The 24,053-nt window shown below is 42.6% G+C and carries 22 protein-coding genes; 15 read left to right on the top strand and 7 right to left on the bottom strand.

The genetic code is table 11. The features are described 5' to 3' along the window. Positions 1 to 45: 45 nt before the first annotated feature. From G626_RS0108940 to G626_RS0108925, 4 genes are all read left to right on the top strand, one after another. On the top strand, positions 46 to 540 hold the full coding sequence (locus tag G626_RS0108940; RefSeq protein WP_022932446.1) for a dihydrofolate reductase: 495 nt from the start codon (positions 46 to 48) through the stop codon (positions 538 to 540). A gap of 95 nt (positions 541 to 635) precedes the next feature. Then, positions 636 to 1,583, top strand: coding sequence for a formylglycine-generating enzyme family protein (locus tag G626_RS17475; protein ID WP_022932445.1), 948 nt, complete (start codon positions 636 to 638; stop codon positions 1,581 to 1,583). Between the two features lie 98 nt (positions 1,584 to 1,681). Beyond that, positions 1,682 to 2,197, top strand: a complete 516-nt coding sequence (locus tag G626_RS0108930; RefSeq protein ID WP_022932444.1) for a TIGR03546 family protein — start codon at positions 1,682 to 1,684, stop codon at positions 2,195 to 2,197. 12 nt (positions 2,198 to 2,209) lie between these two features. Next, complete coding sequence (locus tag G626_RS0108925; RefSeq protein WP_022932443.1) at positions 2,210 to 4,417, top strand: TIGR03545 family protein; 2,208 nt, start codon at positions 2,210 to 2,212, stop codon at positions 4,415 to 4,417. An 18-nt stretch (positions 4,418 to 4,435) separates the two neighbouring features. On the opposite strand, the gene G626_RS0108920 is transcribed toward G626_RS0108925, so the two are convergent. The 3 genes from G626_RS0108920 to G626_RS17470 are packed head-to-tail and all read right to left on the bottom strand — an operon-like array spanning position 4,436 to position 8,077. Further along, positions 4,436 to 4,882, bottom strand: coding sequence for a hypothetical protein (locus G626_RS0108920; RefSeq protein ID WP_022932442.1), 447 nt, complete (start codon positions 4,880 to 4,882; stop codon positions 4,436 to 4,438). A gap of 2 nt (positions 4,883 to 4,884) precedes the next feature. Further along, entirely contained in the window at positions 4,885 to 6,690 is a 1,806-nt protein-coding gene (locus tag G626_RS0108915) for an alpha-galactosidase (protein WP_022932441.1), read from the bottom strand. A 1-nt stretch (position 6,691) separates the two neighbouring features. Continuing rightward, complete coding sequence (locus G626_RS17470; RefSeq protein ID WP_022932440.1) at positions 6,692 to 8,077, bottom strand: HD domain-containing phosphohydrolase; 1,386 nt, start codon at positions 8,075 to 8,077, stop codon at positions 6,692 to 6,694. A gap of 182 nt (positions 8,078 to 8,259) precedes the next feature. On the opposite strand from G626_RS17470, the gene G626_RS0108905 reads away from it, so the two are divergent. The 7 genes from G626_RS0108905 (at position 8,260) to G626_RS0108875 (ending at position 16,277) form a co-directional block, all read left to right on the top strand. Then, positions 8,260 to 8,961, top strand: a complete 702-nt coding sequence (locus G626_RS0108905) for a TrmB family transcriptional regulator (protein ID WP_022932439.1) — start codon at positions 8,260 to 8,262, stop codon at positions 8,959 to 8,961. Further along, the gene (locus G626_RS0108900; RefSeq protein ID WP_022932438.1) at positions 8,958 to 9,938 is read left to right on the top strand and encodes a diaminopimelate dehydrogenase; all 981 of its coding nucleotides are present in this window, start codon (positions 8,958 to 8,960) and stop codon (positions 9,936 to 9,938) included. The genes G626_RS0108905 and G626_RS0108900 overlap by 4 nt, the downstream gene beginning before the upstream one ends. Before the next feature lie 141 nt (positions 9,939 to 10,079). Continuing rightward, positions 10,080 to 11,336 (top strand): diaminopimelate decarboxylase, encoded by a 1,257-nt coding sequence (gene lysA / locus G626_RS0108895; protein WP_022932437.1) that lies wholly within the window; start codon positions 10,080 to 10,082, stop codon positions 11,334 to 11,336. A 28-nt stretch (positions 11,337 to 11,364) separates the two neighbouring features. Continuing rightward, positions 11,365 to 12,483, top strand: a complete 1,119-nt coding sequence (locus G626_RS0108890; protein ID WP_022932436.1) for a BMP family lipoprotein — start codon at positions 11,365 to 11,367, stop codon at positions 12,481 to 12,483. Positions 12,484 to 12,656: 173 nt separating this feature from the next. Next, entirely contained in the window at positions 12,657 to 14,213 is a 1,557-nt protein-coding gene (locus tag G626_RS0108885) for an ABC transporter ATP-binding protein (protein WP_022932435.1), read from the top strand. Then, positions 14,214 to 15,338 (top strand): ABC transporter permease, encoded by a 1,125-nt coding sequence (locus G626_RS0108880; RefSeq protein ID WP_022932434.1) that lies wholly within the window; start codon positions 14,214 to 14,216, stop codon positions 15,336 to 15,338. Positions 15,339 to 15,350: 12 nt separating this feature from the next. Next, entirely contained in the window at positions 15,351 to 16,277 is a 927-nt protein-coding gene (locus G626_RS0108875) for an ABC transporter permease (RefSeq protein ID WP_022932433.1), read from the top strand. Between the two features lie 76 nt (positions 16,278 to 16,353). Here the strand turns inward: G626_RS0108875 and G626_RS0108870 are convergent, their stop codons facing one another. Continuing rightward, positions 16,354 to 17,346: an aldo/keto reductase gene (locus G626_RS0108870; protein ID WP_027727073.1), complete on the bottom strand. Its 993-nt coding sequence runs from the start codon at positions 17,344 to 17,346 to the stop codon at positions 16,354 to 16,356. A 183-nt stretch (positions 17,347 to 17,529) separates the two neighbouring features. Between G626_RS0108870 and G626_RS0108865 the strand changes: the two genes are divergently transcribed. The 3 genes from G626_RS0108865 to G626_RS0108855 all read left to right on the top strand — a co-directional run bounded on the left by G626_RS0108865 (position 17,530) and on the right by G626_RS0108855 (position 19,701). Beyond that, positions 17,530 to 18,135: a biotin transporter BioY gene (locus tag G626_RS0108865; protein WP_022932431.1), complete on the top strand. Its 606-nt coding sequence runs from the start codon at positions 17,530 to 17,532 to the stop codon at positions 18,133 to 18,135. Then, positions 18,113 to 18,898 carry an energy-coupling factor ABC transporter ATP-binding protein gene (locus tag G626_RS0108860; RefSeq protein WP_022932430.1) on the top strand — a complete coding sequence of 262 codons (786 nt, stop codon included), beginning with the start codon at positions 18,113 to 18,115 and terminating at the stop codon, positions 18,896 to 18,898. Before G626_RS0108865 ends, G626_RS0108860 begins: the two co-directional genes overlap by 23 nt. Before the next feature lie 80 nt (positions 18,899 to 18,978). Continuing rightward, positions 18,979 to 19,701 carry an energy-coupling factor transporter transmembrane component T family protein gene (locus G626_RS0108855; protein WP_027727072.1) on the top strand — a complete coding sequence of 241 codons (723 nt, stop codon included), beginning with the start codon at positions 18,979 to 18,981 and terminating at the stop codon, positions 19,699 to 19,701. On the opposite strand, the gene G626_RS0108850 is transcribed toward G626_RS0108855, so the two are convergent. Then, the gene (locus tag G626_RS0108850; protein ID WP_022932428.1) at positions 19,670 to 20,782 is read right to left on the bottom strand and encodes a biotin--[acetyl-CoA-carboxylase] ligase; all 1,113 of its coding nucleotides are present in this window, start codon (positions 20,780 to 20,782) and stop codon (positions 19,670 to 19,672) included. The two genes, G626_RS0108855 and G626_RS0108850, sit on opposite strands and share 32 nt — an antisense overlap. Positions 20,783 to 20,839: 57 nt before the next feature. Between G626_RS0108850 and G626_RS18105 the strand changes: the two genes are divergently transcribed. Beyond that, positions 20,840 to 21,973, top strand: coding sequence for a tocopherol cyclase family protein (locus G626_RS18105; protein WP_027727071.1), 1,134 nt, complete (start codon positions 20,840 to 20,842; stop codon positions 21,971 to 21,973). Between the two features lie 20 nt (positions 21,974 to 21,993). Here G626_RS18105 and G626_RS0108840 read toward each other — a convergent pair whose 3' ends face one another. Next, positions 21,994 to 22,755: a TatD family hydrolase gene (locus tag G626_RS0108840; protein ID WP_022932426.1), complete on the bottom strand. Its 762-nt coding sequence runs from the start codon at positions 22,753 to 22,755 to the stop codon at positions 21,994 to 21,996. A 5-nt stretch (positions 22,756 to 22,760) separates the two neighbouring features. After that, a complete protein-coding gene (locus G626_RS0108835) occupies positions 22,761 to 24,002 on the bottom strand; it encodes a phenylacetate--CoA ligase family protein (protein WP_022932425.1) in 1,242 nt (413 codons plus the stop codon). Between the last annotated feature and the right edge of the window lie 51 nt (positions 24,003 to 24,053).

Genomic DNA, 24,053 nt, shown 5'->3' with positions numbered 1-24,053 from the left:
TATCTGAATATTGTATATTTTTTATCAGTCAATATAATCAAATTAATGATTAGTCTGATTGTTGCTTATGCAAAAAATCGAGTTATAGGAAATAAAGGTCGCATTCCATGGAGCCTCCCCAGCGATCAACAGCGTTTTAAGGAAATTACAAAGGGTGGCCTTGTAATTATGGGCCGGCGAACTTTCGAAGAAATCTATAAAAAATTTGGGCACGGACTTCCTGGCCGTGAAACTCTTGTCATTTCTAAAAGTCAGAATTTTGAAGGAGAAGGTTTTAGAACTGTAAAAGATTTTCAGGCAGCACTTGATTATGCCGGAAATCATTTTCCACAAAAAGATATATTTATTTGCGGCGGCCAGTCAATTTATCAGGAGGCAATTTCCAGCGGCATTGTTGAAAAATTCTACCTTACAGAAATAGATTCAGAGTTTGAAGGGGATACATATTTCCCGGAATTTGAAAAAAAAGATTTAAAAATCATAAAAAATCAGAAATTTAATGATGTTTATCCATATACGTTTATAATTTATTCCAGATAAAAGCTGTAACTTATTTAAAATTTCTTGTTTTAAAGTGGCAGGATAAGCATTTATCCGTGTTAAATTATCAGGTTCTAAACCAAGGAGTAATGATGATGAAAAAAATCTTAGTTATTTCAATTTCGGCTTTACTTGCAGTGTCATTGTTTACAGGTTGTGCTTCAAAGCCAAAATCTGCTTCAGCAGGTGCTAAAACAGAATCTAAAAAACGTGTAAGTTATTTATCAGAAGGCGGATTTTCAAGGAATCTCTTTGAAATCGTTACAGTTCCAGCTTTGGAAAAAGAGTCTGTGTTTGCCCGAGTTTCTTCGGATGATGCAATTGATTTAATGGCCTTTAGTATGGCTCAGTCTGAAACAACTTATGCCCGCTGGTATGAAGTAGTAAACTGGGCAAAAGACAAGGGCTACAAATTTACAAATCCTGGACGTGAGGGAAATGCAGGTAGAGATGGAGCCGCTCCTGCAGGTTCAAATCTTCCTGTAACTATGATCAGCTGGCGTGATGCTGTTGTATGGTGTAATGCAGCAAGTGAAAAAGACGGACTGTCACCAGTTTACAAATACAATGGTGCAGTTCTCAAAGAAGCTGATTCTGCAAAGGATGGAGAAGGAAAGGCAGAAAATGCCGTAGTTGATCCTTCTGCAAACGGTTACAGACTTCCTACAGAAGCAGAATGGGAATTTGCTGCACGTGGAGGAGATCAGAAATCTGAAAACTGGACAAATCTTTATAGTGTATCAAACACATCTCCAGATTCAATTGCATGGTATACAGATAATTCTAATGGCACAGCACATGACGTTATGACAAAGTCTGCAAATGGATTTGGTGTATATGATTTGAACGGCAATGTATGGGAATGGTGCTACAATCCATGGTCCAGCAATAACGCCCGCCGTGTAATGCGCGGAGGAAGCTATAGAAAAGCCGCAGAAGGTGTGTCTGTAGTTTCAAGAGACTACGCTCCGGTTTCAAGGCTTTATGATGATGTAGGCTTCCGTGTAGTTAAATATGCACCATCTCAGCGCGATGCAAAGTAAGCAGAAAAAAGAGGAGAGGAGAACCTCTCCTTTTTTATTTCTTGCAAACTCCGTTCTTTCTGTTAAAATATAAGAAAGATTAAAAAACGGAGTTTCTTATGCTGAAATTTATCGTAAAGTTCTTAAAAGCATTGAACAGCAATTCACATCCTGGTGAAATTGCTCATGCGGTGTGTCTGGGAATGCTCCTCGGTTTTCTGCCGAAGAACAATATTTTCTGGTATATCATAACTGTATTTATTCTATTCATGAGAATTAATAAGGGTGCGCTTGTACTCAGTACTTTGGGTTTTACACTGCTGGCACCGATTTTTGATCCTCTTTTTGATAAAGTCGGCTACTGGTTCCTTACCCTTCCTCAGCTTGAACCAACCTTTGCCCGCCTGCTTGATATTCCTTTTGTAGGCTTTACAAAATTCAATAATACAATTGCTTCCGGATCACTTTTGTGCGGACTTGCCTTATATATTCCGCTTTATATAATTGCAAGACTTCTTGTCTGGCTTATGAGAAATAAAATTGTCCCTATTCTGAGAAAGACAAAATTCATTGTGGCAATTTCAAAAATTCCGCTTGTAAAGAAAATAGCGGCACTTGCTGCAAAGAAGGACTAAGGGGGCAGAGAAATGAAAAAAATACCATCACTTTTCAGAAAAAAATATACAGCAAAAAAACTTGAAAAGAAAATCTTTAAGAAACTGTATGTTCCGGATGATAAAAAATATGTAAAGAGTCTCTTTGCAGAAGTTGAAAAGAAAGGTTCAAAACAGATTCCAATTTATGCAATTCCTCAGGAAAAGCGTGAACAACTTGCAAAAAAAGAAATGAAGAGGCTTAAGGTTCTTGCAAAACAGATTAAGAGTCAGAAAGGCCGAGTAAATATTGTTCCGCTTATTGTGACACTTGCCTTCATCGCTGCAATTCCAATCACCTTTACAATGTTCAAAAATGTGCTTATTAAAGCGGGAATTACTTTAGTCTGCGAAAGAGTTTTTGAAGCAAGATGTGATATTGAGAAAGTTGATTTTAAATTTTTTGATTCTTCACTTAAAATCAAAAAAGTAGAAATTGCCAATAAAAACGATTATATGAAAAATCTCGTGGATATTGGTTCAATTACCCTTGATTTTGATTTAGGACAGCTTTTGAAAAAGCGCTTTGTTGCAGATGAACTTTCGGTACTGGAAGTTAATTCCGGAACTGAAAGAAAAACTTCCGGAGAACTGCCTCCTGCAAAATTAAAGAAGCTTAAGAAAAAGAAGGATAAAGCTGCAAAAAAAGCGTCTGAATCTAAGTTTGGAAAAATACTTGCAGAAAAGAAAGAGGTTGCGGCTAATTCGCTGGAACAGAATATCACGGGATTGTTTAATTCTCTTAATCCTGAAACCCTGATGAATAATTTCTATGCCCAGCTGCAGACACCGGAAATATCAAAACAGGTTCAGGAGCAGGTTCCTCAGATAGTTGCAAAGTGGCAGGCTAAACCTGTAGAGGTTCAGAAAACTGTAGATGATCTTTCTAAATCTGTAAATGATATAGTTGCGTTTGATTATGGAGCAGTTCAGAATAACCCTCTTAAAATCAAAGAATTTATTGAAACTATTGATTCAACCAAAAAGAATATTGAAAAAGTTAAAAATGATGCGAACGGAGTTTTGAAAAGTTTTAATAACGACCTGGCAGAGGCAGATGGTTTACGCAAAACAGTTCAGAATGCAGTAAATCACGATATGAATCTTGCTAATTCTGAAATCAATAAGATTAAGGCTTTGAATATTTCTGATGGAACAAAACTTATTAGTGGAATGTTTGAAAATGTTGCCTGTGACGTCCTTGGAAAATATTATCCTTATGCACAGAAGGGCGTTAATTATCTTCTTGAATTAAAGACAAAGCAGGGCGGCGAAAAGAAAGACGCTGCGGCAAAAAAAGCGAAGAAGGAAAAAACAAAATATACAGTACACCGTGCACCTGGTCGTGATATTTTCTACCGTCAGGACAAGGTTCCTGCTCTCTGGATTAAAAAGATGGCCGGTTCTGGACCTAACTTCTCTGCAGAAGCAAGTGATATTGCCAGCAATCAGGATATTATAGACAAGCCTGCAAAAATTAATTTCAATATGGATTTATATAATCTCAAGCACACTGCAAAGCTTGTTGTTGATTTCAGAACAAAAACGAGTGAGCCTTTGGTTCGTGCTGATTATGGAATCAAAAATATTCATCTTAATATTCCTGCTGAAAAATTCGGAGCATATCCTGGAGTTCCGGCTTTTGATGCAAAGTGTGCAGTTGATGCAATTATTAAGATTTTTGATGATGAAGGCTTTGAAATTACAGGTAAGGGACTTCTTACAGATTTGAAGATTACAACAGTTCCTTTTGAGCCGGAATATGCTTCTAAGATTTATTCAAATGTAATGGGCCGTATCAATACAGTTCGTGCAAGTGTAACGAGTGGCTTTACAATGTCTGGCGGACTTAAGATGCTGCTTGATTCTGATGCAGATGTTCAGGTAATCAATTCTCTTAAGAAAGAAATGGAAGCTCAGCTTGCTGAAATAAAAAATAAACTTAAAGATGAGCTTACAAAGAAAATCAACGAAGCGTCTGGTGGTGCTCTTGGTCAGTTTGGTTCACTTGATGATATAAAGACTAAGCTGACGGGTTCTGTAAATATGGCTAAAGATTTTGAAAACAAACTTAATCAGAAGCGTGCAGAGGCCGAAAAGCAGATGAAGAGTAAGGCCGAAGCAGAAACTAAAAAAGCTGCTCAGCAGGCAACTGATAATGCCAAGAAGGAAATTGGAAATCAGTTAAAGAAGCTCTTCTAATATATTCGTCTATATCCGTCATTGCGAGGTGGGGTTTACTGCTCCGCAGTTCGCAATGACGGCATTTGTTTCCCTTTCAGTCATTAATTCCAGATGATTAAAAAATAAATCTTCATTAGCTCCCATAATTCCACGGCAATAAACCTGGGCTATATGATTTGAACAGGCGCGGCAGGTGTATAAATCCTTGAGGGTGGTTGCAGGCGTGATGTCGGCAAGATCTTGCAGGCCGCATTCAATCAGTAAAAACATGTGAATTATACGGGCTGCAGTCTGGTGGTTTAGAGGTGCATCGGGATGGCGTTCGTCTGCATCTTCCAGCCAGCCTCGAAAGTGGCCGTAGCGGAGCAGCTCGGGAAGGGAAGGAGGAGTCTTGCCTTCCGTCTGTGTAGGGTGCAGGGCAAAAAGCCGGCTCACAAAGTTCCCTACAGAAATAATATTTTCATCTGCAGACGCTTCTTTCATTTTTATTTTGCTGCCGGAGTGATTTTGAAAGTTACGTTTCCGCAGCCTTCAATTCCTTTTACAGAGAAAATCCCGTTGCTGAACTTGCCGCATTCCCCGGTCCAGAGGTTTTTAAAACTGAAGCTTGTAGCCTCGTAAAAGCATTTCGGCAGCTTGTCGCCCAGGAACTTTTTAATCAAAGGCAGGTCTACGGTAAAGTCGCCTGTTTTCTTTTCTTTGCTGAGGTTTAAGAAGGATAAAGCAAGGGAGCCGTCTGCAAGAGGCTTTGCAAGAATGTCTACACGTTCGCAGTCTGTAATGTAAGCTTTGTCCGGGCTTGTTACAGGCTCGCCTTTGTCGGCCTTTGAAGCGCTGGTGTAAATGCGTTTTGCCTGAAGGCCCAGCGAATCCTGATTCAGGGCAATGAGCTCTTTATTTGCAATGATGTTGTAAAGCTCATCTCCCTTTGTTGTGCGACGCAGATCAAGGCCCAGCATGAGAGGAGAGTTCATCATACACCACATGGTAAAGTGAGTCTGGCTCATCTGAGTAGTCATACCCGTCATTCCAACCATGAGCATATCCGGGTCGTTCCAGCCCTTGTCCAGACCGGCAAACTCGTCCATGATTACGGCCTTGTTGTATTGGGAAGTAACGCTTGGAGTTCCTGGATCTGTCCATTCTCCAAAGCCCGGGTCACCGTCGTGGCCAACGCGGAAGGTAATATCATTTAAGATTCGCCAGGAATTGCCAACCTTATAGCCCCAGTTCTGTGGCTGAGTTTTTCCCCATTCACAGAGGGAAAGGGGAACCTCGTGGTCAGGCTTTGCTTCGTTTAAGCCTTCAAGCATTGCGGCATACGAGCAGAGAGTATTTTCCTGGCGGCGGTGATTCATAAGGCGGAGCTTGTTGAGACCAGCCTCAAGAGAAATTGTGATTGGGTCTGAGTTTGTAAAGGATTCAGGAGTATCAGTTGGCGGGAGAAGATTATCATAAAAAATCTGAGTGCCTTCTCCGCTGCCTGTAGCAACCTGCAGCCATTCGCCGCAGCCGTTCTGTCGGGCAGTGGCGTAGTTTACAATCAGTTCGTAATCGCCTGCTTCCGGTAAATCAATATCAAAAACAAGTTCGCTGCTCATTGGACCAACAGGGTTTGTTCCGGTATTTGTTCCATCAAAGGTGCCGATTCCAGTTACATAGCCGTCTTTAAGGCTGGCACCCCGTCCTTGCAAAATTCCCTTATCAGCGTTGAGTAAAATGTAAAAATCACCTTTTTTTAACTGAATTTGGCGCAAATTTGGGGCAAAAACGTACTTTGCGTTCTCAGGATTTGAAAAAGTTGCATTATCCCAAAGATAGTAGCAGTTATCAATTTTGAGGAAATCTACGCCCCAGTCTATATAAGATTTTGCGTCAGTCTTTTCAAAACCACAGGTTCCTACGGCTGCACCGGCACAAAGATTAGTACCGATATCATTATACATTCCAAACTTAAGACCGCGTGCATGTACATAATCAGAAAGGGCTCGGAAGCCACTGGGGAACTTAACCGGCTCATTAGCAAGCTTGCCGGCTTCGCGTTCGGATTTATAGCAGCCGTCATCGAGAACTACATATTTGTAGCCAAGCTTATCAAGTCCAAGCTCAACGATTTTATCTGCCATAATTTTTGTGAGGGCTTCTGTGTTCCCGCTTCCAAAGGCATTCCAGCTGTTCCAGCCCATAGCGGGCAGCCGGCCTTTTTTATTGCCATCAAAAGCTTTGTTGTTAGTAAAGGAATCAAAACGATATTTATTGTCTGTAATTTTTGCTGGTGCTTCTGGTATCATATTATTTGCCTTTATAGCTTTCGTTGATTGCGGCAGCCTTTTCTTTGATGTTTAAAAATTCTCTTGCAATAACAGGATCAAAATGCACACCTATTCCTTCTTCAATAATCTGGAAAGCTTCATCATAAGACATAGGTGATTTGTAAACTCGTGGAGAAACAAGGGCATCAAAAACATCAGCTATTGCCATAATTCTTGCGCTCAATGGAATTGCTTCGCCTACAAGCTTTCCTGGATATCCGGTTCCATTCCACTTTTCATGATGATGAGTTGCAATGTCTGCAGTAATCTGAATGTATTCCGGGTCTTCATAGCCATCAAGAATTTCATGAACAATTCTACCACCTTCGGAAGCATGGCGCTTCATAAGTGCAAACTCGCTGTGAGTAAGACGGCCCGGCTTTTTTAGTATAGCGTCCGGAACAACAATCTTTCCAATATCATGCATAGGTGCAGCTCGCTTTAAGAAACGAACATAACGCGGAGTCAGAATATTTGGATAATGACCGTTTTTCATCAGCTGAATGGCAAGCAGCTCAACATAAGCTCTCGTACGGCGAACGTGTTCACCGGTATCTTCATCTCGGTTTTCAACAAGGTTGGAAAGACTTTCAATTGTGTGGTTCTGCATCTTAATGAACTGAAGCTTAGAATTTTCAATTTCTGAAAGCTTATCGTTAAGTTCGTTTTCTTTTTCATCAAGATTTACTTCTGCGTTTTCAAGGTTTTCTTCCAGATCTCGGCTTGTATGAATAAAGAGCATAATGAAAGCCATTGAGTAGCCGGCATTAATAATAGAAATTCCGTAGTGCAGAAGCTGTATTATTTGTGCAATCTGCGGGAAGAAAATAAAACTGCCTATAATCATTGAATGCTTGCGGGTTAATACTTTTCGGTTGATTATCAAATAAGTTGCAATATCAGCATAAAGAAGGATTTGCACGATAATAATCAGATAAAAGCATTTTCCCCGGGAATAGTTATTGTTTGCATCAATTGTATATAAAAGATCTGTGTAAGGTGTTATTGCAAGACATGCAAAGTAAAAAATCAGAATAATCCAGAGGATAATATAAAAGGGTTTACGGAATTTCTTCTGATCTACGAAAAATACCAGTTGAATTGCTGCAACTGTTATAACAAGGCAGGACATGCAGTAGTAAATGAACATGGCTGCAGGAAAAACTGTGAAATTTAGAGGATTAGAAGGACCTTCATAATGCATAGTCAGGGCATCTGCCGCAGACATTATGATGTTTATGATAATCATAAGATTAAAGCAGGTGCGAAGTCTTTCCTTCATATAATGATTTGGAACAAGCGAAATGAAGAGAACTGTTCCAATGAGAATATTGTAGATATCAATAGAAATGTTTACTAAGCGCATAAATACTTTTTTCCTTTTTATAAAAAATTATAACACAGGTGTTTATAAATAATAAATAATAAATTTTTCTTATATATTCTTTTTTTTCGTTTAAATTTGACTTTAAAGCTAAATCTCTGTATATTTGTGCTAGTAGTATTATTTAGAACTACTAATATTTAGCAAAGGCGCGGAATTGTTTTATGTCTGATATGAACTTTATTGACAGTTTAAATGATTTTGGACTCACCAGGCAGGAAGGTTTGATTTATTCAGCTCTCTTGAACCACGGCGAGATGACAGGATATGAAGTTGCAAAGGACACTGGTATTTCGCGATCCAATGTTTATGCAGGTCTTACGGCTCTTGTAGAAAAGGGCGCGGCTTATCTTGTTCAGGGTGAATCTACAAAATACAGACCGGTTGAAATCTCTCGTTTTACAGAAAACAGAATCTCAGAATTGCAGAAAACTGCAGCCTGGCTGGAAAAGCATGCACCGCGGAAGGTAATTGCCTGCGATGGTTACATAACAATTATTGGTGAAAAAAATATCAAAAATAAAATACGTCAGATGCTGGCAGAAACAGAGTTACGCCTATATATGATGGCATCGGCAGACCTGCTTGCCGAATTTGAAGGTGAGCTTGCAGAAATAGTAAAAGCTGGAAAAAAGGTTGTTCTGCTTACTAAAGGCTTTAAGCTGAGCGGGGCAAAAATCTACGAGACAAAACCTGAGCCTGGCCAGCTGCGTTTTATTACAGATTCGTCTTATGTTCTTACGGGCGAATTGACTGGCAATGAACACGATACCTGTTTGTATTCCGGACAGAAAAACCTCGTTGAGGTTATGAAGGAAGCATTAAAGGATAAAATTACGCTTTTGAGCGAAGGAGATAAAAAATGAAAATCGGTATTTTAGGTTATGGTAATCTTGGAAAGGGCGTTGAAGGCGCAATCAAACAGAATCCGGACTGTGAGCTTACAGCTGTATTCACACGCCGCGACCCATCAAGTGTAAAAATTTTGACGGCTGGTGTTCCTGTTTATAATGTTTCAGAAGTTGAAAAACACAAGGATGAAGTTGATGTTCTTATCATCTGTGGTGGTTCTGCAACGGACCTTCCAAAACAGACTCCTGAATATGCAAAATATTTCAATGTAATTGACAGTTTCGATACACACGCAAAAATCCCTGAGCACTTTGCAAATGTTGATAAGGTTGCAAAGGACTTTAAGCATACAGCACTTATCAGCTGTGGTTGGGATCCGGGACTTTTCAGCTTGAATCGTCTTTATGCAAACTGCATCCTTCCAAATGGAAAGGATTACACTTTCTGGGGTAAGGGAGTTTCACAGGGACACTCAGACGCTATCCGCCGTATTGAAGGAGTAAAGGATGGCAAGCAGTACACAATTCCAGTCCAGGCTGCTTTGGACGCTGTTCGCTCTGGTTCGAACCCTGAATTGACAACTCGCCAGAAGCACACTCGCGAATGCTTTGTTGTAGCAGAAGAAGGTGCAGACAAGGCCCGCATCGAAAAAGAAATCAAAGAAATGCCAAACTACTTTGCTGATTACGACACAACAGTTCACTTTATCAGCGAAGAAGAATTGAAGCGCGACCATTCTGGTATTCCACACGGTGGCTTTGTAATCCGCTCCGGAAAGACCGGCTGGGACAACGAGTTCAACAACGTAATTGAGTACAGCCTCAAGCTCGACTCAAACCCTGCCTTTACATCAAGCGTACTCGTAGCTTATGCCCGCGCAGTTTACAGAATGAACAAGGAAGGCCAGACAGGCTGTAAGACAGTATTCGACGTAGCACCAGCATACCTGAGTCCATTGAGTGGTGAAGAGATTCGCGCTCACTTGCTTTAGTATTCGACAGGGGCGTTGCGGGGGTGTCCCCCGCTAGAAGGGGTAGCGTAAAACCGCGAAGCGGGTTGGAGCGAGGGGGAGACTTCCCCCTCCTTCCTGAAACCTAACACCTAGAACCTAAAACCTATTTACGGAGTAAATATGAATTCATTTATCGAACAATCAAACTTTTTTGAAGGCAACAATCCGGAGAAGCTGGCCCAGGAATATGGCACACCTCTCTACGTTTACAACGAAAAAATTCTGCGTAACCGTATGGACGCTGTTGCAAAGGTAATTACAAAGTATCCTTACACTGCAAACTATTCGGTAAAGGCAAACACAAACATCCATATCCTTAAGCTGGCCCTTGAAGAAGGCAACAACTGCGATGCAATGAGCGCTGGCGAAATCCAGATGCTGCTTAAGTCAGGCTTTCCAAAGGAACGTATTTTCTTTGTACCAAATAACGTTAGTGCAGAAGAAATGCAGTTTGCAATCGACAAGGGAATTATGACAAGCTGCGACTCACTTGCTCAGCTGGAGCTTTACGGCTCTCTCAACAAGGGCGGTAAGGTTGCAGTGCGCATCAATCCTGGTGTTGGAGCTGGCCACCACGAAAAGGTAATTACCGGCGGTAAGAAAACTAAGTTTGGAATTTCTGAAGAATTTATTCCTCAGATTTTTGAAATTGCCGCTAAGTATAATCTTACAATTGCCGGAATCAACCAGCACATTGGTTCGCTTTTTATGGACCCACAGCCTTATCTTGATGCAGTTACTAACATCTTGCGAATTGCCCTTCAATTTAAAGACCTTGAGTTCATTGACTTTGGCGGCGGCTACGGTATTCCATATCACAAGCTGGATGACGAAGCAGTTTTCCCAATGGAAGATTTTAAGAAGCGCCTTGAGCCTATCCTTGATGACTTTGTAGCAAAGTACGGACGTGCTCCCCTTTTCAAGAGCGAGCCTGGCCGATTCTGTGTTGCAGAAGGCAGCGTAATCTTGGGGCGCGTGCACGCAGTTAAACACAACAACGGAAAAACTTTTGCCGGAACTGATATCGGTATGAATGTGTTAGTTCGCCCTAGCATGTACGACAGCTGGCATGATATCGAAGTAATCCGCGAAGGAAAGGTTGTAGCCCGTGACGGTGCCCAGTTCCTCGAGCAGACAGTAACCGGTAACATCTGCGAAAGCGGCGACCTGCTTGCAAAAGACCGCCCACTCCCAGAAATGCAGCGCGGCGACCTTGCCTGCGTACTCGACACCGGTGCTTACGGCTGGTCTATGTGTTCAACCTACAACAGCCGCCCACGCCCTGCAGAAGTTCTCATCTGCAAGGATGGCAGCGTAAAACTTATCCGCCGACGCGAAACAATTGAAGATTTGATGAGACTGTTCTATAATGATTAGGATATCATTTTATTTGGAGGATAAATAAATGAAAAAGCTTATTGCAATTGCAATGATGGCTGCACTTGTATGCGCATCAACTTTTGCAGCTCCTAAAAAGAACAAGAAGGCTGCAAAGAAATCTTCTGTAAAAATCGCTATGGTAACAGACTCAGGTGATATTACAGACCAGTCTTTCAATCAGACAACTTATCAGGCTTGTAAGGATTATGCCGAAGCTAACGGACTCGAGTTCCAGTACTACAAACCAGCAGGAGATTCAACTGCAGACCGTGTTGCTTCTATCGATGCTGCTTATCAGGACGGATACAATGTAATCGTTCTTCCTGGCTTCCTTTTTGGTGAAGCTATTGTTAAGGTAGCAAAAGATTATGATGATGCAAAATTCATCGGTCTTGATATCAGTGAAGGAGACCTTGGTGGTGCTGCTGTTCCAGCTAACGTATTCTGTGCTGTTTATCAGGAAGAGCTTCCTGGTTTCTTCGCAGGTTATGCTGCTGTAAAAGAAGGTTATCGTCACCTTGGCTTCCTTGGTGGTATGGCTGTTCCAGCTGTAGTTCGCTACGGATACGGATTTGTTCAGGGTGCTAACAAGGCTGCTGAAGAACTCAAGGTTGCAGACAAAGTAACAATTGAGTACGTTTACGGTGGACAGTTCTACGGAGACCAGACAATCACTGCTTCTATGGACGGATGGTACAAGAACCGCGAAGTAGAAGTTGTATTTGCTTGTGGTGGTGGAATCTGGACATCTGCTTGTGAAGCTGCTTCAAAAGTTGGCGGAAAGGTAATTGGTGTAGACGTAGACCAGACAGCTCAGATTAACGGTTACGGCGCAGGTATGTGTGTAACTTCTGCTATGAAGGGTCTTGGTGCAACTGTAAACTCAGCACTTTCTGCAATTCAGGCTGGCAAATGGTCTGACTACTCTGGAAAGGTTGCAACTCTCGGTCTTGTTTCTGGAACTGATGCAAGCGTAAACTATGTAGGTCTTCCTACAGACACATGGACAATGAAGAACTTCTCAGTAAAAGAGTACAAGAAGCTTGTTGGCGATATCTTCAACAAGAAGGTTGCTGTTTCTAACTCAATCGACAAGCAGCCAGCTGTTTCTGTAAAGGTTAATTACTATCAGAATATTAAATAGTTTACTGTCATTGAGAACCGACTTTGCGGTGGTTTCGATATGGCCTTCGGCCTACTCAACCACCGTATTCGATGAACTCTTAAAACCGGTGGTTGAGTGATGCGAAGCATTGTATCGAAACCATCGGTTTTTTTTGTTTAAAACCCCCACAATTTATAGTATAATTTCTTCTTATGAGTGAAGAATACATCATTGAAATGCTTAATATTACTAAGCGTTTCCCTGGAATTGTTGCTAATGACAACATTACGCTCCAGCTCAAAAAGGGCGAGATTCATGCCCTGCTTGGCGAAAACGGAGCCGGAAAATCTACGCTGATGAGTGTCCTTTTTGGTCTCTATCAGCCGGAAGAGGGTGAAATCCATAAGAACGGAAAAAAGGTTGAAATCCGAAATCCTAACGATGCAACCGCTCTTGGAATTGGAATGGTGCATCAGCACTTTAAGCTCGTAGAAGTTTTTACCGTTCTTGATAATATCATTTTGGGCAGCGAAACCATTAAAAACGGTTTTGTAGACCGCAAATCTGCCCGTGAAAAAATCATCAATTTGAGTCAGAAATATGGCCTTGCCGTTGACCCGGATGCAAAAATTGAAGACATCACTGTTGGTATGCAGCAGCGCGTAGAAATCTTAAAAATGCTCTACCGCGATAATGAGATTCTGATTTTTGATGAACCTACTGCAGTTCTTACTCCACAGGAAATCAAAGAGCTTATGCAGATTATGAAGAATCTTGCGGCAGAAGGAAAATCAATTCTCTTTATTACTCACAAGCTCAATGAGATTATGGAAGTTTCTGACCGATGTTCAGTTCTCTGTAAGGGACGTTACATCGGCACTGTTGATATTGCAAATACCAGCAAGGAAGAGCTCAGCCGCATGATGGTTGGCCGCGACGTAAAATTTACAGTTGATAAGGCACCTGCAAATCCAGGCGAAGTTATTCTTGATGTTCAGAACCTTTGTGTAGAAAGTCATCTTCATAAAAAGTTAGCCGTAAATAACGTAAGTCTGCAGGTTCGTGCCGGTGAAATTGTCTGCATTGCAGGAATCGACGGAAACGGACAGTCTGAGTTCATTCAGGGGCTTACAGGCTTGGAGCGACTGGCTCCACATGCTAACTCAAAAATCATCTTGGGCGGAGTGGATATCACAAAAAAATCTATCCGTGAAAGAAGTAAGGCCGGCATGAGCCACGTTCCGGAAGACCGCCACAAGCACGGCCTTGTTCTTGATTACACTCTTGAGCAGAACATGGTGCTTCAGCGCTACTGGGAGCCTCAGTTTCAGAAAAATCAGTTTATAAAAAATAAAGAAGTTTCTGCTTATTCGCAGGAGCTTATTGATAAATATGATGTTCGTAGCGGACAGGGAAATAAAACTATAGCCCGCGCAATGTCCGGTGGAAATCAGCAGAAGGCAATTGTTGGCCGCGAGCTGGACAAGGCTCACTCACTTCTTATTGCAGTTCAGCCGACCCGTGGTCTGGACGTTGGTGCTATTGAATATCTGCACAAGGCAATTATTGCAGACCGAGATGCTGGCGCCGCTGTCCTTCTGGTTTCTTATGAACTCGAAGAGGTTTTGAATCTGAGTGACAGAATCCTTGTAATGTACGAAGGCGAGATTGTCGGAGAACTGGATCCAAAGCAGACTAGTCCGGAAGAGCTTGGACTTTACATGGCAGGTGCCAAACGTAATGTGGGCGCAGCAAAGGAGGAAGCATAAATGAGTGATACAATCAAAGAAAATAAGTTTAAGGCAATGCTTGCTTCAGATGCCTTCCGTTCAATTGCCTCTGCTGTTATCTGTGCTCTTGTTGGAATCCTTGTGGGCTTTATCATCCTTTTGATAATCAATGCTGAACATGCGCCAAAGGCAATCAGCGTAATTTTGAAAAACTTTATGTACTACAGAAATAACGGTAAAAAGCTTTACTACCTGGGCCAGACTCTGGTAAAGGCTGTTCCGCTTATTCTTTGTGGTATTGCAGTTTTGTTTGCCTATAAATCAGGCTTGTTCAACATTGGTGTTGCAGGCCAGTATTGTATTGGAATCGGTATTTCATTGTGGTGCGCGCTTGCCTGGCATTTGCCATGGTGGCTTTGCTTGCTGCTGGCAGTTATTTGTGCTGCTGTATGGGCTAGTCTTGCGGGACTTCTTAAAGCCTTCTGTAATGTGAACGAAGTTATTGCGGGAATCATGCTTAACTGGATTTCGCTTTATATTGTGAACGTTCTTATGCAGAATGAGCGTGTGATGAACGTTGGAAAATCTGAGACTTTCTCTATTACTCAAACTTCTCCAGGCTCGCTGCTTCCAACTCTGGGACTCGGTAAGCTTTTCCATGATAACGAATATGTTTCAATTGCTATTCCGCTGACAATTCTTGTTGCAATTTGTGTGAATATAGTTCTGAAAAAAACAGTGCTTGGTTACGAGCTTCGTGCAACAGGTTTGAATAAGCATGCTGCAAAATATGCCGGTATGAAAGATAAGAAAAATCTGATTTTGACAATGGCTGTGTCTGGTGCGATTGCGGGGCTTGCTGCGGCTCTCTTTTATCTGACTGATGTTCAGCCATGGAAGACAAGCTCTACAGTTCCTGCCATGGGCTTTAACGGAATAGCGGTTGCCTTCCTTGGTGAGTTGAATCCGATTGGCGTAATCTTTTCGGGCTACTTTATTCAGCATATCACTCAGGGCGGAAGCTTTATTGATACAAAATATTTTAATCCTCAGATTGCGGATTTGATTTCATCTATCATCATTTATTCCTGTGCCTTTATGTTCCTGTTTAAGACTCAGCTTTCAAAGCTCTTTGACAGAAAAAAGAAGGGCGAGAGCAAGTAGGGGGAGGCAGATATGTTACTTATTCAATATACTTTGATTTATGCTTCGGTTTTGATTTTTGTTGCCATGGGCGGTATGTTCAGTGAGCGCAGTGGTGTTATAAATCTTGGTCTGGAAGGTATTATGGTAATGGGTGCCCTTGGTGGTGCTTTTGTGCTTTATTCGCTTCCTGTGGGAACTCCGGCTCTTGTAATTATTCTGCTTACGATTCTGGCCAGTGTGCTTTTTGGAATGCTCTATTCCCTCTTCCTCGCGGTGGCTGCCATTAATTTTAAGGCAGACCAGACTCTGGTTGGTACGGCTATGAATATGCTGGCAACCGCTGCAGCTGTTGTTATTGTTAAGGCTTTTAATAATGCGAGGTCGGGTGGTACAAATCCTTCGGCAATTCTTGATTATATCGCTAACCGTAAGGTTTTCCTGCTTGGCGATTTCAACATTTACATGATTCTGACAGTGATTCTCGTTGCTGCCGCTTATGTGATTTTGAAGAAGACAAGATTTGGTTTGCGCCTTATGGCTTGCGGTGAGCATCCTCAGGCTGCAGACAGTGTGGGAATCAACGTATACAAGATGCGCTATGCAGGCGTTTTGATTTCCGGCTTCTGCGGTGGAGTTGGTGGTATCATTTACATTTCGGCTGCTAACAGCCAGTGGGACTTTATGTACGGTGTTGCAGGTGCAGGCTTCCTTGCTTTGGCCGTTATGATCTTTGGTCAGTGGAATCCTTTGCGTATTGCAGCCAGTGCACTCCTCTTTGGTGCCTTCCGTGCAGTTGCAGATACTTACTCTGCTTTTGATGCACTGATTCATCTTGTTCCAGGAGATGTTTACAAGATGCTGCCATACATCATTTCGCTTATCGTACTTGCCTTTACCTCAAAGAAATCCCGAGCTCCAAAGGCCGAGGGTATTCCTTACGATAAGGGAACACGCTAGAACCCCTTGTCATTCCCCGACTGGAAACTCGTGTCATTCCCGGGCTTGACCCGGGAATCTTTTAAATTACAGCTTTCTATTTATTGAGCGTCAGCTTATCAATGGCATCAAGCTCTTCTTTAGAGAAGCTTGTATTTTCAAGAGCCTTGATATTATCCAGAATCTGAGCCGGTCTTGAAGCACCAATCAAAACAGAAGTAATATCAGAATCTTTTAAAATCCAGGCAAGAGCCATTTCTGCTAGTGTCTGATTTCTTGCAGCTGCAATTTCATTGAGCTTAATCAAAACTTCGCGGTTATCTTCAACATTCTTTTCTTTGAGGAAGCGGCCATCTTTTTTAACACGACTGTCTTCCGGAATATCTTTAAGATAGCGGTCTGTCAGAAGTCCCTGAGCAAGCGGAGAGAAGCAGATGATTCCTTTTCCAAGCTTTGCAGCAGTTGATTTGAGACCGTTGTTTTCGATTGTTCTGTTGAGAATATTATAAGAATTCTGATTGATGATAAATGGGGTGTGCAGTTCATTTAAAATTGCAGTAGCCTTTTCGAGAGTAGGGCCATCATAATTTGAAAGGCCGGCATAAAGGGCTTTTCCGCTTTTTACAATCTGGTCGAGGGCGCACATTGTTTCTTCGAGCGGAGTTTCCGGATCCATTCTGTGATGATAGAAAATATCAACATAATCCAGACCCATTCTTTCAAGACTCTGATTCAAAGAAGCAATCAGATATTTTCTGCTGCCACCGTCTCCATAAGGGCCTGCCCACATATCATAACCGGCTTTTGTAGAAATAATCATTTCGTCACGGTAAGGCTTAAAATGTTCTTTGAGGATGCGGCCAAAATTTTTTTCTGCACTACCTGCTTTTGGCCCATAATTATTTGCAAGATCAAAATGTGTAATTCCGTTGTCGAAAGCGGTAAAACACATTTCTTCCATTGTGGAATATTTATCTGTGTCGCCAAAATTGTGCCAGAGACCAAGAGAAACAGCTGGAAGCTTGAGGCCTGAGTTTCCTACTCTGTTATATTTCATTTTTTCGTAGCGTTTTTCGTTTGCTGTGTACATAAAAACTCCTTTTATGAGTCCCTTATGGGAATTAAAAATCTTTGCAATCATTATAACTGAAGAATGATTTTTTGTTGTTAAAATCTTTGTAATATTTAGAAGAATGGTGAAGAGAAAATAAATGTAAACCTGTTGTGTGATTTAAGGTTTACAATACTTTGTTAATCTGCTATATTCTCTCCTATGAAAAATAAGAATGTATTAAAAATCTCGTTCATCGCTCTTTTTGCGGCGATTATTTGTGTCGGTTGTTTTATCAGAATTCCTCTTGGGGTAATTCCGATTGTTTTGCAGAATGTTCTCTGCATTTTGTGTGGTGTGCTTTTGGGTGGTCTGCTTGCGGGTGCTCCAACTGCTTTGTTTTTGCTGGCTGGTTTGATTGGTCTTCCTGTGTATGCAGGTGGAACAAGCGGCCTTGCTGTGTGGATGGGGCCAACCGGCGGATTTTTGCCAGGCTATCTTCTTGGTGCTATTGTGGCTGGCTTTATTGCAGGTAAGCCTTCTGTTGAGCAGAAAAAAATCACCTGGAAAAATGCACTGCGCGTGAGTCTTGCAATTCTGGCCGGCATGGTGATATTGTACATTCCGGGCGTAATCAGATTTTCTTTCTGGGCAACTGCTGCCGGTAAGGTTCCTGCAGAAAAAACAGCCTTTGCTTATACAATGGCTGCCTGTGTAATTCCTTATATTCCAGGAGACCTTTTGAAAACTGTTGTAGCAATTCCTGTAGCCCTCAAGCTGCGTCCGATTCTTGCACAGTATTTATATGAAAACACAGATAAAGATTAATCATTTATCAAAAACCTTTAATACTCTTGCCGGGCCTAAAAAAGCCCTTGATGATGTAAGCCTTGAAATTGCTGAAGGCGAGTGCGTAGTTATCGGCGGTGAAAACGGATCGGGCAAGAGTGTACTTATGCAGATTATTGCAGGGCTGATGGAGGGGGATAAGGCTTTGGTGAATATGGAGGTTGAGTGCCCGCAAGGCGGGCGTATCGAAACCTCCGTAAACTTATGCGTTCAAGTTGATGGCCGTGTTGGCCTTGTTTTTCAGGAAGCTGAAACTCAGATTCTGGGAGAGACTCCTGCAGAAGATATAGCCTTTGGTCCAAAGAATCTTGGCTGGAAAAAAACTGATGTACAGGCGGCTGTGAGCCAGGCTCTTGAGCAGACAGGTCTTACAGAAAAGGCTGATTTTCCGGCCCGCTTTTTGTCCGGCGGAGAAAAACGCCGCCTGGCTGTTGCCTGCATGCTTGCCATGAAGCTTCCGACAATCATTCTTGATGAGCCTTATGCAAACCTTGATTTTGGCGGCGTAAAGCAGGTGAATAAACTTATCCGCCAGCTAAAGGCAGAAGGTAAAACCGTAATAATCCTTACCCACGAGATTGAGAAGTGTCTTGGTCTTGCAGACCGCTTTGTGGTTCTCTTCCGGGGAAAAAAGGTTTTTGATGGAACTCCGGGAATGGGCCTGCGACATAATCTTGAAGCCTGGAATATAAGAAATCCGCTGGTTTCTTATGGTAAGGTTGAGGATTTAATCTGGGAGTAATAATTTGCAAGTCATCCTGAACTTGTTTCAGAATCTATAAAAAAGATTCCGAAACAAGTTCGGAATGACGCTTTCTGAATATGACAAACGAAACTGCATTTTCCTACAAACAAGGCTCCTCATTTTTACACCGCTGCCCGGCTTGTGTTAAGATTCTCCTGCTTCCTATTATCAGCCTGAGTATTTTTTATCTGCCGCCATATTTTGCCCTGGCACTAATTGCCTTACAAACGTTAGTTAGTTTTCTTTTGCACTTTACTGTGCGAGAACAGGCTAGAGATTTAAGGGCCGTATTTTACTACGCAGTCTTTTTGATTTTCGTAAAAATAATTGGAAGCCTGGCGGCTGCGATTTCAGCCGGCACCTTGGCAACTTTTGAGTTTGCAGTTTTTCCACAGGCAATTCTCACTTTTCTAACTTCAGAAAAAGAAACCTGGCTTCTCTTGCTTAAACTTTTCTGTATTATTCAGACTGCTTCCCTGATTTTCAAAACATCAACTTCTCTTCAAATTCGCGAAGGGCTTGAAGCTATGGAATTAGCTGTGCGCAGGACTTTGCATTTGAAGCCTCTTGTTGACGGCCGGCCTAACGCTCCTGTAGCTCAGACTGTATCCCTTTTCATCTGCTTTATTCCGCAGGTTTCAAAAAACTGGCAGCAGGCAGAAAGAGCCTGGAAAGCCCGCGGTGGCCGCAAGTCCCTGCGTATGTTTGCAGTTCTACTTCCTGTTTTTTTCTCAGTAGGAATGAAGCAGGCCTATAATTCTGCGCGTGCTATTTCAATACGGCAGAGGACTTCAGAGTGACTTCGCCGGAACTCAGAGTTTTTTTGCTTCCATCTTTCAGAGTTACAATAAGGCCAGCGTTCTCGTCTATGTCGGTGGCAGTGGCTTTGTAACTTGCTTTCTGATCGCCGATGAGCGGGTAAACTGTGAGCTCCTGGCCAAGCAGGAAAGAAGCTTCCTTGTATTCTTTAATGATTGCCTTGTGGGCGGCTTGGCTTGAGGAATCTTCTTCGAAAATATTGAGAACCTGACCGGCGATTTCTGCGGCCAGCTGGACTCGAGAAATTGAGGGAGCCGGAGCATCTGGAGAAGTCTGAGAAAGGGCGTCTTCCAGAGTTCCCACTACATCAGCAAGTTCTCCTTCAAAAGCAGTCTTATTCTTTTTGATATTTATTCCCATTCCAACAACAGCGGCTTCAATCATTCCGCTTTCAAAATTTGCAACGCCTTCAGCAAGGACTCCGCAAACTTTTTTTCCGCCTACAAAAATGTCATTAATCCATTTGATTTGAGGTTCAATGTTTGCGGCCTCGGGAAGGCGGCCTAGAACATTTTTAATTGCCCTGCAGATTGCAACTGCCGCACTTGCTGTAACTCTTGCTGGATTTGTAATTCCACCTTCTGGAGCATAAATAACAGAAATATAAATGCCTGTCTTTTCCGGGGAAACAAAGGTGCGACCAAGGCGGCCACGGCCGGCAGTCTGCTTTTCTGCAACAATTACAGCCTTGTGGTATTTTTTACCGGCTTCAGTTAGCTGGCCGCTGCTGTCGCGAAGGTTTTCGCATTCAGCCAGTAATCTTTTTGCATAAGTATTTGTTGAATCAATTTGCTTAAAACATTCAATATGACAATCAGAAAGTTCAGGGAAGCGGGTAGAGAAAGTTTCTGAAAAAAGTTCCGGGGTAAAAATATCATTGTCGGCCAGAAGATAACCGCCGTTTGTTGTGCCTTCAATTGTGCTGCCGGCCTCGCGCAAAGCCTTTACGGCCTTCCAAACAGCAGCGCGGCTCACACCACACTCTGCCGCCAGCACCTCACCAGACACCGCCTGGCCTCTGGCTTCAACGAGCATCTTCAAAACTTTTTCCTTCGTAGTCATGCTTATATTGATACTACAAAATTGCTTTTTCTGCAATTTGATATTATCTTTAAAAATATGAACAAATCGGATTTGAAGAGAAATTACTGGATGTTGGATGGTCGTTTTGCCCGTAAAGGCTACGACTGGTGGTGGCACAATTTTACTGCAGTTAATGAAAAAACCGGCAAGGAACGTGCATTTTTTATTGAATATTTTACCTGTAATCCTGCGCTTGGTGGGGACCAGCCTGTGTGTGGTCAACTTCCTGCAAACCGTGAGCAGGGAAAGAAGCCAAGTTATCTTATGGTAAAGTGCGGCTGGTGGGGAGAGAATCCAACTCAGCTGCACAGATTTTATGCCTGGAAGGATGTAGAAATTGGTCAGGACTCAAATGGATATTTTGTAAAGGCACCTGAGGCTTCTGCTTGTGAGACCAGAATTACAGGAAATGTTAATGTTTCAGAAAGCGATGCAGCTGCTCACCCTGAATGGATGTGTAACTCAGGTTCAATGAACTGGGACATTACTGTAGATAAAAAAGTTGCCTTTAATGTAGGTTATGGAGCAGGTTCTCTTTTTCGTAAGCTTAAGGCTTTTGAAATGTACTGGCATGCTGAGGGAATGAAGTCCTTGTATTCTGGAAGCATAACTGCAAATGGCGAAAAATATATAATCACTAACGAACGTTCGTTTGGCTATGCAGATAAAAACTGGGGAGCTGATTTTACATCTCCTTGGGTATGGCTTTCTTCCTGCGATCTGGTAAGCAGGAAAACAGGTAAGCGCCTGGAAGATTCAGTATTTGATATTGGTGGTGGACGGCCAAAAGTTTTTGGAGTAGCACTAAACCGCAAGCTCTTGAGCGACTTCTGGTATGAAGGAAAGTCTTACGAATTTAACTTTTCGAAATTCTGGACTCTTTGTCGTACAAAGTTTGACTGTAAGGAAACTGAAGATAAAATAATCTGGTATGTGCGTCAGGAAACTACAAAGGCTATTATGGAAACTCAGGTAGAATGTGATAAATCAAAAATGCTGCTTGTTAATTATGAATCTCCTGATGGAGCTAAACGTCATAACAGATTATGGAATGGAGGCACCGGAACAGGCACAATTAAGCTTTGTAAAAAGCACTGCTTTGGAAAGCCTGAGCTTCTGGACGAAATTGAAGCTGGTCACATTGGCTGTGAGTGGGGCGAGTATTGTTAGATTTTGACTCCAGAAAGTCTTTAATTTGAAATTATTCGCTTAAAGTTTTCTTCAATAATTTTTTCTAAGACCGGACGACTCATACCGAGAAGTCCGGCTATTTCTTCATAAACTCTTTCAATTAAGGCGACGTCGCTACGAGTGCCGCCCAGCCAGGGCTCAGAGTCGGGGTTGTCTGTTTCGGCAAGAAGGAGCTCTGGCGGGGTGAGACGGAGCAGGTTCTGAAGGTGAGGCGAGCGGATAGTTTCAACACCAAAAGTTTGCGGGTAGCCGCGGCGGATAAACTCGCGGAAGATATTTTCCGGGCCGTCGTACCAGTGGATAATCGGGCGGGCTTTTGGGTAGTCTGTAAGGATGTTGCAGATTTCCTGTTCGGCATCTTTTGTGTGGATTACGCAGGCTTTACCTTTCCGGTTACAGTATTCAAGAAACCAGCGGAAAACTTTTTCCTGATTTTCCTTTGAGCACTTTGACCAGCAGAAGTCCATTCCGATTTCTCCGATGAGAGGAGAGTGGTCCAGGTAGGCGGCCAGACGGGTTGCTGTGGTTGGGTCGTCGAGCAAGGCTGCGTTTTCATCAGCTGCATTTGGGTGAATACCGAAGGTTGGGATGATGTGGCAGTTGCGGGCAGACTTTTTTGTCCACTCCGCAATTGCGCAATTTTCGAGAAAACTCTTTTCATCTACCGAGGCTGCTATGATGATTCCGGAGAACTCGGTCAACTGCTTTTGGAGTTCTTCTCTTTTATAGAAATCTAAATGAGTATGAAAATCAATAATCATTCAGGTTACTCAAATCTTTTATCTTCGATTCTCTTAGTTTTCTTTTCGCTGCGTGGAAGCTCGCCGATTCCTACAACTTTTACTTCTGGAGTCATGTTGTACTTCTGCTTGAAGTTGTAAGCGATTGCGAGGGCTACCTCTGTGCGGTCGGTGCCGCCTTCAACTTCTACAGAGAGGGTCATCTTGTCTTTGCCGTCTACATGCTCGATGAGGGCGCGGTATTCGCTTGAAGTTCCAGGCACGCCTTTGATTACGTCTTCGATTGTGCTTGGGAAGATGATGTTGCCCTTAACTTTTACCATGTCGTCGCTGCGGCCAAGAATCTGTGTGATGCGAGGATACTTGAGACCTGCTGGACTTGGAGTTGTAACAAAGGCTGCAAGGTCGTGTGTACGGAAGCGGAAGAGAGGAGCGCCCTCTTTTACGAGAGTGGTCAAAGTGATTTCACCAATCTGTCCTTCCGGAACAGGCTTACCTGTCTGAGGGTCAAGGATTTCGATGTAAACATAGTCGTCGAAAATGCTGATTGCATCATCGCCGACTGCGTTGATTCCGATTCCAGGTCCGTAACATTCTGTAAGACCGTAGATGTCGTAAAGCTCGATTCCGAGAATGCTCTGGATGCGGTTGCGCATTTTTTCGCCCCAGCGTTCTGAACCGATTACACCTTTTTTGAGATGAATCTTATCTTTGAGTCCGCGGGCTTCTACCTGTTCTGCAAGGAGGAGTGCATAAGAAGAAGTTGCACAGATTACAGTTGATTTAAGATCCTGCATCATCTGAAGCTGCTTTTCTGTGTTACCGGGTCCCATTGGAACTGCCATAGCACCTAGGCGTTCACAGCCTGCCTGGAAGCCGATACCTGCTGTCCAGAGTCCGTAGCCCGGTGTAATCTGGATGCGGTCTTTGTTTGTGATTCCTGAAAGTTCGTAGCAGCGGGCAAACATGATGGCCCAGTCTTCAACGTCTTTCTTTGTGTATGGAATTACTACCGGAGCGCCTGTTGTACCGCTAGACGAGTGGATGCGGACAATTTCTTCTTCCGGAACTGTAGCGAGTCCGAGAGGATATGCGTCGCGGAGCTCCTGCTTAGTTACGAAAGGAACAAGATTTTCAAAATCTTCCTGGGTTTTAATATCTTCCGGATTTACGTTAGCAAAACGCTTTGTATAAAAAGGATTTCCGAACTCCTTTACGCGCTTAATCTGTGCGCGGATCTGTTCGAGTTGTTTTTCGGTTAATTTCATGTTTGTCTCCTGAATCAACGATTCTATTTATAGTAACACAATAGCATGAGA

The organism is Treponema bryantii NK4A124 (assembly GCF_000421345.1).
Classification (GTDB): Bacteria; Spirochaetota; Spirochaetia; order Treponematales; family Treponemataceae; genus Treponema_D; species Treponema_D bryantii_B.
This window is presented reverse-complemented; position numbering and strand designations above follow the sequence as displayed.

Coding starts and splice junctions, on each gene's coding strand:
- G626_RS0108940 (WP_022932446.1), top strand. CDS start 46: ATGATTAGTCTGATTGTTGCTTATGCAAAAAATCGAGTTATAGGAAAT.
- G626_RS17475 (WP_022932445.1), top strand. CDS start 636: ATGAAAAAAATCTTAGTTATTTCAATTTCGGCTTTACTTGCAGTGTCA.
- G626_RS0108930 (WP_022932444.1), top strand. CDS start 1,682: ATGCTGAAATTTATCGTAAAGTTCTTAAAAGCATTGAACAGCAATTCA.
- G626_RS0108925 (WP_022932443.1), top strand. CDS start 2,210: ATGAAAAAAATACCATCACTTTTCAGAAAAAAATATACAGCAAAAAAA.
- G626_RS0108920 (WP_022932442.1), bottom strand. CDS start 4,882: ATGAAAGAAGCGTCTGCAGATGAAAATATTATTTCTGTAGGGAACTTT.
- G626_RS0108915 (WP_022932441.1), bottom strand. CDS start 6,690: ATGATACCAGAAGCACCAGCAAAAATTACAGACAATAAATATCGTTTT.
- G626_RS17470 (WP_022932440.1), bottom strand. CDS start 8,077: ATGCGCTTAGTAAACATTTCTATTGATATCTACAATATTCTCATTGGA.
- G626_RS0108905 (WP_022932439.1), top strand. CDS start 8,260: ATGTCTGATATGAACTTTATTGACAGTTTAAATGATTTTGGACTCACC.
- G626_RS0108900 (WP_022932438.1), top strand. CDS start 8,958: ATGAAAATCGGTATTTTAGGTTATGGTAATCTTGGAAAGGGCGTTGAA.
- lysA (WP_022932437.1), top strand. CDS start 10,080: ATGAATTCATTTATCGAACAATCAAACTTTTTTGAAGGCAACAATCCG.
- G626_RS0108890 (WP_022932436.1), top strand. CDS start 11,365: ATGAAAAAGCTTATTGCAATTGCAATGATGGCTGCACTTGTATGCGCA.
- G626_RS0108885 (WP_022932435.1), top strand. CDS start 12,657: ATGAGTGAAGAATACATCATTGAAATGCTTAATATTACTAAGCGTTTC.
- G626_RS0108880 (WP_022932434.1), top strand. CDS start 14,214: ATGAGTGATACAATCAAAGAAAATAAGTTTAAGGCAATGCTTGCTTCA.
- G626_RS0108875 (WP_022932433.1), top strand. CDS start 15,351: ATGTTACTTATTCAATATACTTTGATTTATGCTTCGGTTTTGATTTTT.
- G626_RS0108870 (WP_027727073.1), bottom strand. CDS start 17,346: ATGTACACAGCAAACGAAAAACGCTACGAAAAAATGAAATATAACAGA.
- G626_RS0108865 (WP_022932431.1), top strand. CDS start 17,530: ATGAAAAATAAGAATGTATTAAAAATCTCGTTCATCGCTCTTTTTGCG.
- G626_RS0108860 (WP_022932430.1), top strand. CDS start 18,113: ATGAAAACACAGATAAAGATTAATCATTTATCAAAAACCTTTAATACT.
- G626_RS0108855 (WP_027727072.1), top strand. CDS start 18,979: ATGACAAACGAAACTGCATTTTCCTACAAACAAGGCTCCTCATTTTTA.
- G626_RS0108850 (WP_022932428.1), bottom strand. CDS start 20,782: ATGACTACGAAGGAAAAAGTTTTGAAGATGCTCGTTGAAGCCAGAGGC.
- G626_RS18105 (WP_027727071.1), top strand. CDS start 20,840: ATGAACAAATCGGATTTGAAGAGAAATTACTGGATGTTGGATGGTCGT.
- G626_RS0108840 (WP_022932426.1), bottom strand. CDS start 22,755: ATGATTATTGATTTTCATACTCATTTAGATTTCTATAAAAGAGAAGAA.
- G626_RS0108835 (WP_022932425.1), bottom strand. CDS start 24,002: ATGAAATTAACCGAAAAACAACTCGAACAGATCCGCGCACAGATTAAG.